Source organism: Aeromonas sp. BIGb0405 (assembly GCF_024807335.1).
In the GTDB taxonomy this organism is placed as follows: domain Bacteria; phylum Pseudomonadota; class Gammaproteobacteria; order Enterobacterales; family Aeromonadaceae; genus Aeromonas; species Aeromonas rivuli.
In genome coordinates, this window is sequence record NZ_JANUEP010000003.1 from 115,848 (window position 1) to 123,055 (window position 7,208).

The following is a 7,208-nucleotide window of genomic DNA, read 5'->3' on the forward strand; positions in this document are numbered from 1 at the left end:
TCCCTCTCTTGCATCTGGCATTGCGCCCTGCGGGCTAGCCGTAGCGGGCCAGGGTCAGCCCCTCGTCGCTGATGGCGCCTGGCGTGCCACTGATGAGATCCGCCAGCAACTGGCCCGAGCCCGCCGCCATGGTCCAGCCCAGGGTGCCGTGGCCGGTGTTGAGCCAGAGGCCCGGGATGGGGCTGGGGCCCACCAGGGGCGTGCCGTCCGGGGTCATGGGGCGCAGCCCGGTCCAGAACTCGGCCCGGGGGAGATCGCCGCCATCCGGGAAGAGATCCCTGACCACCATGGCCAGGGTGTCGTGACGCTTGGGATTGAGCGCCAGATTGAAACCGCTGAGTTCGGCCATGCCGCCGACCCGGATCCGCTCATCGAAACGGGTGATGGCCACCTTGTAGGTTTCATCCAGCACAGTGCTGCGCGGCGCGGCCTCGGCATTGCTCATCGGCAGGGTGAGGGAGTAACCCTTGACCGGGTAGACGGGTAAGTCGAGTCCGAGCGGGCGTAGCAGGCCGGTGGAATAGCTGCCCAGGGCGCAGACGATGGCATCGGCATGCCAGCGCCGCTCCCCGGCCCGCACCGCCACGGCGCGGCCGCCTTGTCGCTCAATTTCATCCAGGGGGCAGTCAAACACGAACTCCACCCCGAGGCGCTGCGCTTCGCTCGCCAGGGCCTGGGTGAAGCGGAAACAGTCCCCCGTCTCGTCCCCCGGCAGGCGCAGGCCCCCCACTATCTTGCCGCGCACCCGCGCCAGGGCGGGCTCCACCTCTTCACAGCCGCTGGCATCGAGGGATTGGTAGGGGACGCCATACTCTGCCAGCACGGCGATGTCCCGTTTGCTGGCCTCGAGCTGGGCCTGGCTTCGAAACAGTTGCAGGGTGCCGAGCTGGCGTCCCTCATAGTCCAGCGCCAGCTCGTCGCGCAAAAGCTTCATGCAGTCCCGGCTGTATTCGGCCAGGCGCACCATGCGCCCCTTGTTGACCGCATAGGCTGCCGGGGTGCAGTTGGCGAACATCTTCAGCATCCAGCGCAGCTGGAAGGGATCCGAGGTGGGGCGCACCGTGAAGGGGGCGTGTTTTTGCAGCAGCCATTTGGCGGCCTTGAGGGGAATGCCGGGGGCGGCCCAGGGCGCCGCATAACCGGGAGAGATTTGTCCCGCGTTACCATGGCTGGTCTCGAGGGCCACATGGCTGCGCCGCTCGAGCAGGGTCACCTTGTGCCCCGCCTTGGCCAGATACCAGGCACTGGCCACCCCGATAACTCCCCCACCCAGAACCACAATATTCATTTCTACATCCTTGTTTTAACTGCACTTGTTCATGCAATAACCGAGACGCCCCAGATTGGCTCCTCTGGCAAAGCCAGCCGACACCGTCTTGATGGGCACCGGCAGGCATCACGTTATCATCGGCAGCGAAATCGGCAAATGAGCCATCACAAAAATATGATATACCGCTGCTTTTCTGTTTATTGCCAGCGAATAAGTCTATCCGATGAGAGGGGCGCGAGGGATCCTGCGGACATGAAACGCTCTGCCCTGTGCGACTGGTCTGTGTCCGCCAGGCCGGGCTATGGCTCCATGAGGTATGTGGGGCAGAGGGCGCTATCTATTTCGCCGTGACAGAAAATAAAAAAGCCCCGGGAGGGGCTCTCTCATGACGGACTCATCACTGACCGTTGAAGGCCGTGGTGCGGGCCAGGGCACTGCGATTGCCGCTCTCAAGCCAGGTCTTGATCCGCTTGGCATCGGCGACCCTGGCCCCGGTGGTATCGGCGTTGAGCAGCACCACTATCATGGGCTCGCGGTTGATGTTGGCCTCCATCACCAGGCAGCGGCCCGCCTCGCGTATATAGCCGGTCTTGGAGATGAGCACCTGCCAATCGGCATCGTGGACCAGGCGGTTGGAGTTGCGGTAGTGCAGTTGACGCTTGCCGGTGCGCACATAGTGCTGCTGGGCCGAGGTGAACTGCCGAATGAGTGGATAGGCAGACGCAGCCGCGACCAGCTTGGCCAGGTCATGGGCGGTGGAGACGTTGCGGGGGTTGAGCCCGGTACTGTCCGAGAACTGGGTGTTCCACATGCCGAGCATGCGGGCCTTGGCATTCATGGCGGAGATAAACGCGCGCTGGCCGCCCGGGTAGTAGCGGGCGAGGGAAGAGGCTGCGCGGTTCTCGGAGGCCATCAGGGCGATGTGCAGCATCTCGACCCGGCTCAGACGGGAGCCGATGGCCAGACGGGATCCCGTGCCCTTGATGCGATCTATGTCGGCCTTGCTCACCGTGATCATCTCGTTCAGGCGCGGATTGGCATCGAGTACCACCAGGGCTGTCATCAGCTTGGTGATGGAGGCGATGGGCATGACGCGATTGGCATTGCGCTCCGAAAGGATCTCGCCGGTGCGCGGATTGGCGACCACGAAGGCGGCCGAACTCAAGGTGGGGTCACTGCGTCGCTCGAGCATGCTGGGGGAGGGAGCATTGAGAAACGGAGCGGCCAAAGCTCCCAGGCTGACGGGAAGGAGCAAGGCACCGAACAGCAAGCTGGCAAGGGGACGTATCATGGTGGTGGTCTCTACCGCGTGAAAAAACCGAAAACAACCTCTCAGTTATATGTCGGGTTCTGACGCGCCGCAATCCCCATCACCTTGAACTGATAAGATTTTATGCTTGTCGGGGGATGGATGAGTGTCTATTGGTACCCCTTCGGTTGATAACCTCATGAATGGGGCTTTTTTGAGGCCCTGTTTGGCTAGGGGGCCAATGGCAGCGACGGCTGCTGATGGGGGGCCCATCTTGACGGCCAAGTCGCCGATTATGCCCGAATGGAGACAGTGTTGAGGGCAAGGCGAGCACCGGGTGCGGGGGAGCTGACGCAGCCTTTCTCAGGGCAACCTGGACCATGGTGGGGAGGGGCGAGCCTGCAGGCTCGCCCCGCTTATATCGGGCTGCGCCAGCCTCAGGCCAGCGCCAGGGCCAGCAGATGCACGGGGTGCTCGCAGCGAAAGGGGGTGCTCATCTCAATCTGCCACTTGCAGGTCTCGCAGTCGGTGATCACCAGGTCCGGCTCGAGCTGATTGATCTGCTCAAACAGCCCCTCACCTATGGTCTGGCTGGTCTGGTAGTGCTCCGACTTGAAGCCGTAGGTACCGGCGATGCCGCAGCACTGGGAGTCGAGCACCGTCACCCTGACCCCGGGAATGGCGCGCAGCAGTTCCAGGGTGTAGATGACGCCCCCCATCTTCTCCAGGTGACAGGGGGTGTGATAGGCAATGTGCAGGTTGAGGGGCTTCATGGCCGGTTTGTTGCCCTGGTAAAACTCGTTCCACAGGAAGCGGGTCACCAGCGAGATGCGATCTCGCACCTTGCGATTATCCTGGCCTAGCAGGTGCGGGTATTCGTCCCTCAGGGTGAAACCGCAGGTGGAGGAGGTGGCCAGCAGGGGCATCTCGTTGCCGAGCAGGCTGTTTTCGAGCTGTTTGATGTTGAAGGCGGCCTGCTGCTTGGCCTTGGCCATGAAGCCGTTGGTAATGAGCGGCACGCCGCAGCACTTCTCCCGCGCCAGCAACTGCACCCCTATGTGCATGGCATTGAGCACCTGCACCAGCTCCTTGCCGAGCTGCGGGTGGTTGTAGTTGACGTAGCAGCCGTGGAAATAGGCGATTTGTCGGCGATAGCTGGCCTGCACGGCTTGCTGCTTCTTGAACCAGCCGCGAAAGGTGCCTTGAGAATATTTGGGCAGGTCCCGGTGGGAGGAGACCCCGAGCGCCTTGTCCAGCACTTGCTTCACCGGTTTGAGTCCAGTGGTGAAGTTGACGATGGGGGCCATCAGGGTCGACATGCTGCCCATCAAGTCCGTGTGGGAGAGCACGAACTCACGCACCCCCGGCTTGAAACCACTGTACTGGTGCTTGGCCTTGGCAATGATGTCGCCGATGCGCACGCCGCTCGGGCAGGCCACTTCGCAGCGTTTGCAGTTGGTGCAATGTTTGAGCGCCTCGTCATAGAGGGCCGGGCTCTTGATGCGCAGCCGCTCGCCGTCGGGCCCGGCCTGTTTGGGGCCCGGATAGGCGGGATTGGCCTTGGCCACCGGGCAATAGGCGGTACAGACGGTGCATTTGATGCACTGATCGAAGGTCTGGTTGGCATGATCCAAGGGCATGGTTAAGCCTCCCGGGCGAGTGATGAAGTGAGGGGGGAACCGGTCTTTGAGTCTCGGGCGACAACCTTGGCGAGTATCTGATCGGCGGCGTGCCAGCCGGTGGCGACCGCCACCCCGGAGCCTGAGCCTTCCGCCACAGGGTCATAGTGTGCCAGCACGCTGCCGGCACCATAGAGGTTGGCGAGGGGCTTGCCGCCGCGCATGACCCGCAACCTGTCATCCGTCTTGACTCCGAAACCCATGAAGGGGTGCTGGTCGAACAGGCGGCGACCGGCCCAGGCATCGCGCTCGGCCAGGCTGATCACGTCGGCATCGAAGATGGGCTCACTGATCCCTCCCAGACGCGAGATCAGGCCACGGCTGAAGAAGCTGCCACTGGCGAGCACGAAATTCTCGGCCTCAAAGAGCTGATCGGCGCCGTTCTGGCTATGCACCCCCGTGACCCTGTCGTCATCCAGGGTGGCGCCCAATACCCGCTCACTGATGAGGAAGGTGCCGCCCAGAGCCTGGAAGCGGCGCCTGAGCGCATCTTGCATCCGCATGCCGATGAGGGAAGGGGGCATGGTGGCGACTTCGCGAAGGGTGCACTGGGTGAGCCGCTCCAGTTCCGCGAGCCGTGGCCCCGCCAACCCCAGGGAGAGGCAGGCGGGCAGCACCAGATGACGGCAGTCGGGGGCGTCGCTCTCGCGCAGCAGGCGGCGGATCTCCTCGGCCAGCGCGCCCAGCAGAGCCTGCCCCTCCTTACCCTGCTTGTCGAACAGGCGGGCGATGTCCGCCGAGCGAAACTCATGAGGATTGCGGTTAAAGGTCGCGAGCTGGGGCAGACATATCTCGCCGGTCAGGATGCGGCTCTGGGCCAGACGCGGATGCAGGGCCAGGTTGGCCGCCGCCAGCGCCGGTTGAAAGTCGCGAAAGCCCTCGAGAGTCGCCAGCAGCAGGACGGCCGGGGCGGGCGCCTCGCCCAGACAGGCACTGCTGGTCGGCGAGAGCCAGGTCGGCTTGAGGGTGCCGATGGGGGTGAGCCGCAGGTGATTGTGCGACTCATGGAACAGCGGCAATCCCTGCTCGGCGCAGTGGCGCTGCAGATCGGCCAGGCTGGCCGCAATATGAGTGAGCCCGACCTTTTGATAAGGGTGGAGCGGATGGGTCGCCAGGAAGGCGGGCAGGGCGGCGAAGGGATCCCCCTGGCAATCGAGCACGTCCACCGAGCCGGAGGAGAAGTGCAGGGCGCTCTGACCCGAGGCCATGATCAGCGTTTTCTGGCCCGCCTCGGCGAGGCGCAGCCCGGCGCACAGACCGGCCATGCCGCCGCCAATGATGATGGTATCGAATCTCATGGGGATACTCCTTCATGGCGCAGGGGGGCGGGGGAGTGCTCTGATCCCTGCGGCGCTGTGATGTCGGTGGGGCCAGTCAGATTGCCAAGACCGAACAACCCCTCATAGATCCAGTGGGTGAATTCGGTTTCGCGCAGGGCATCCCCCCACAGCACGGGGCGTACCCCCTTGTAACGCTCCTCCAGGAAGTCGCGCAGCATGACGCAGGCGGCGCGGCCATCGGCCTTGCCATATTCGTGCATCAGACCGGCGGCGCGATAGGCGCACAGCTCGCCCTGGCAGGGGCCCATGCCGAGCCGGGTGCGACGGCGCAGATCCACCAGGTTGTCCACGTCCAGCTCGCGCAGGGCATATTCAATCTCAGCGGCGGTCACCATCTCGCACTCGCAGATGAGGGCGTTGGCCTTGGGATTGTCTCGAAAGAAGGCGATGACCCGCTCCCCATGGCGCGACTCGGCGGATCCTTGCGCCGGTGCCGACAGACCGAAGGTCTGAGTGGGCGCGGGATCCCGTGAGCCTGGCAGGGCCTGCAGGGCGGTACGACAGGGTTTGCTGTTGCCAAGCTTGCTGGCGACCAGATCCGTGGCCATCTCTGCCATCAGCCGGTAGGTCATCAGCTTGCCCCCCGTGATGGTGATGAAGCCTTCCAGACCATCCCGACTGGCATGGTCGAGCAGCACTATGCCGCGGCTGATGTTGCGGCCCGACTCATCGCCATCCACCGCGACCAGGGGGCGCACCCCCGCATAGGCGCGCAGCAAGCGGGTCTGGGCCATGGCGGGGGCCAGCTTGATGCCCTCGCGCAGCAGCACCTCGACCTCCTCGGGTTCGACGCGCAGTTGGTCAATCTTGTCATAGTCGATGCGACTGGAGGTGGTGCCAATGAGGGAGATGGTGTCCCCGGGCACCAGAATGTCGGCGTCCGCTGGTTTGCGTGCGCGATTGAGCACCAGCTGGTTGAGGCGGTAATCCATGATCAGCAGGGAGCCCTTGGCCGGAAACATGCGGATGCCCAGCTCGGCATACTCGCAGATCTGCTGGCCCCAGATGCCGGCGGCGTTGATCACCTGCTCGGCTTCTATCTCGAACCCTTCGCCGGTGCGCAGGTTGATGGCTCTGACCCCATGTACCCTCCCTTGCTGGCGCAACAGCCCCACGACGCTGCAGTGGGTCAAGATGCGCGCGCCATGCTCCTTGGCATCGAGCACGTTGGCGGTGGCGAGCCGGAAGGGATCGACGGTGCCATCCGGTACTTGTATGGCGCCAATCAAGGCGGGATTGACATTGGGTTCGAGGCGCAGCGCCTCTTTGGGTTCGAGCTGGCGGGCCGGGATCCCGGCCTGGGCACAGGCTTGCATGAAGGGATCCTGGAAGCCGATGTCATCCTCGGGCAGCGTCACGAAGAGGCCGCCGGTATCATCGACGCAGTGGCTGGCGATGCGCTTGAGGATGCGATTCTCCTGGATACACTCCCGGGCAGATTCGGGATCCGTCAGGGCATAACGGGCGCCGGAATGGAGCAAGCCATGGTTGCGCCCCGTGGTGCCGGCGGCAATGTCGTCGCGCTCGAGCAGGATGCAATCTATGCCGCGCAGGGCACAATCGCGCATGATGCCGGCACCGGTTGCCCCCCCTCCGATGATGACTACCCTGGTCGTGATCCTGTTCATCTTTCTGATCCTCATTCCCTGCCTGATGGGGCAGTGTGGTGG

General features: G+C 63.8%; 5 protein-coding genes. All 5 read right to left on the bottom strand.

Features of this window, described 5'->3' with window-relative positions:
* Window positions 1-34: 34 nt before the first annotated feature.
* On the bottom strand, window positions 35-1,288 hold the full coding sequence (locus M2366_RS08970) for a D-amino acid dehydrogenase (RefSeq protein ID WP_259269512.1): 1,254 nt from the start codon (window positions 1,286-1,288) through the stop codon (window positions 35-37).
* A 379-nt stretch (window positions 1,289-1,667) separates the two neighbouring features.
* The gene (locus M2366_RS08975) at window positions 1,668-2,561 is read right to left on the bottom strand and encodes a serine hydrolase (RefSeq protein WP_224430603.1); all 894 of its coding nucleotides are present in this window, start codon (window positions 2,559-2,561) and stop codon (window positions 1,668-1,670) included.
* A 395-nt stretch (window positions 2,562-2,956) separates the two neighbouring features.
* A complete protein-coding gene (gene glpC, locus M2366_RS08980) occupies window positions 2,957-4,159 on the bottom strand; it encodes an anaerobic glycerol-3-phosphate dehydrogenase subunit GlpC (RefSeq protein ID WP_259269513.1) in 1,203 nt (400 codons plus the stop codon).
* A 2-nt stretch (window positions 4,160-4,161) separates the two neighbouring features.
* The gene (gene glpB / locus M2366_RS08985; protein WP_259269514.1) at window positions 4,162-5,496 is read right to left on the bottom strand and encodes a glycerol-3-phosphate dehydrogenase subunit GlpB; all 1,335 of its coding nucleotides are present in this window, start codon (window positions 5,494-5,496) and stop codon (window positions 4,162-4,164) included.
* Window positions 5,493-7,166, bottom strand: a complete 1,674-nt coding sequence (gene glpA / locus M2366_RS08990; RefSeq protein WP_259269515.1) for an anaerobic glycerol-3-phosphate dehydrogenase subunit A — start codon at window positions 7,164-7,166, stop codon at window positions 5,493-5,495. Before glpA ends, glpB begins: the two co-directional genes overlap by 4 nt.
* Between the last annotated feature and the right edge of the window lie 42 nt (window positions 7,167-7,208).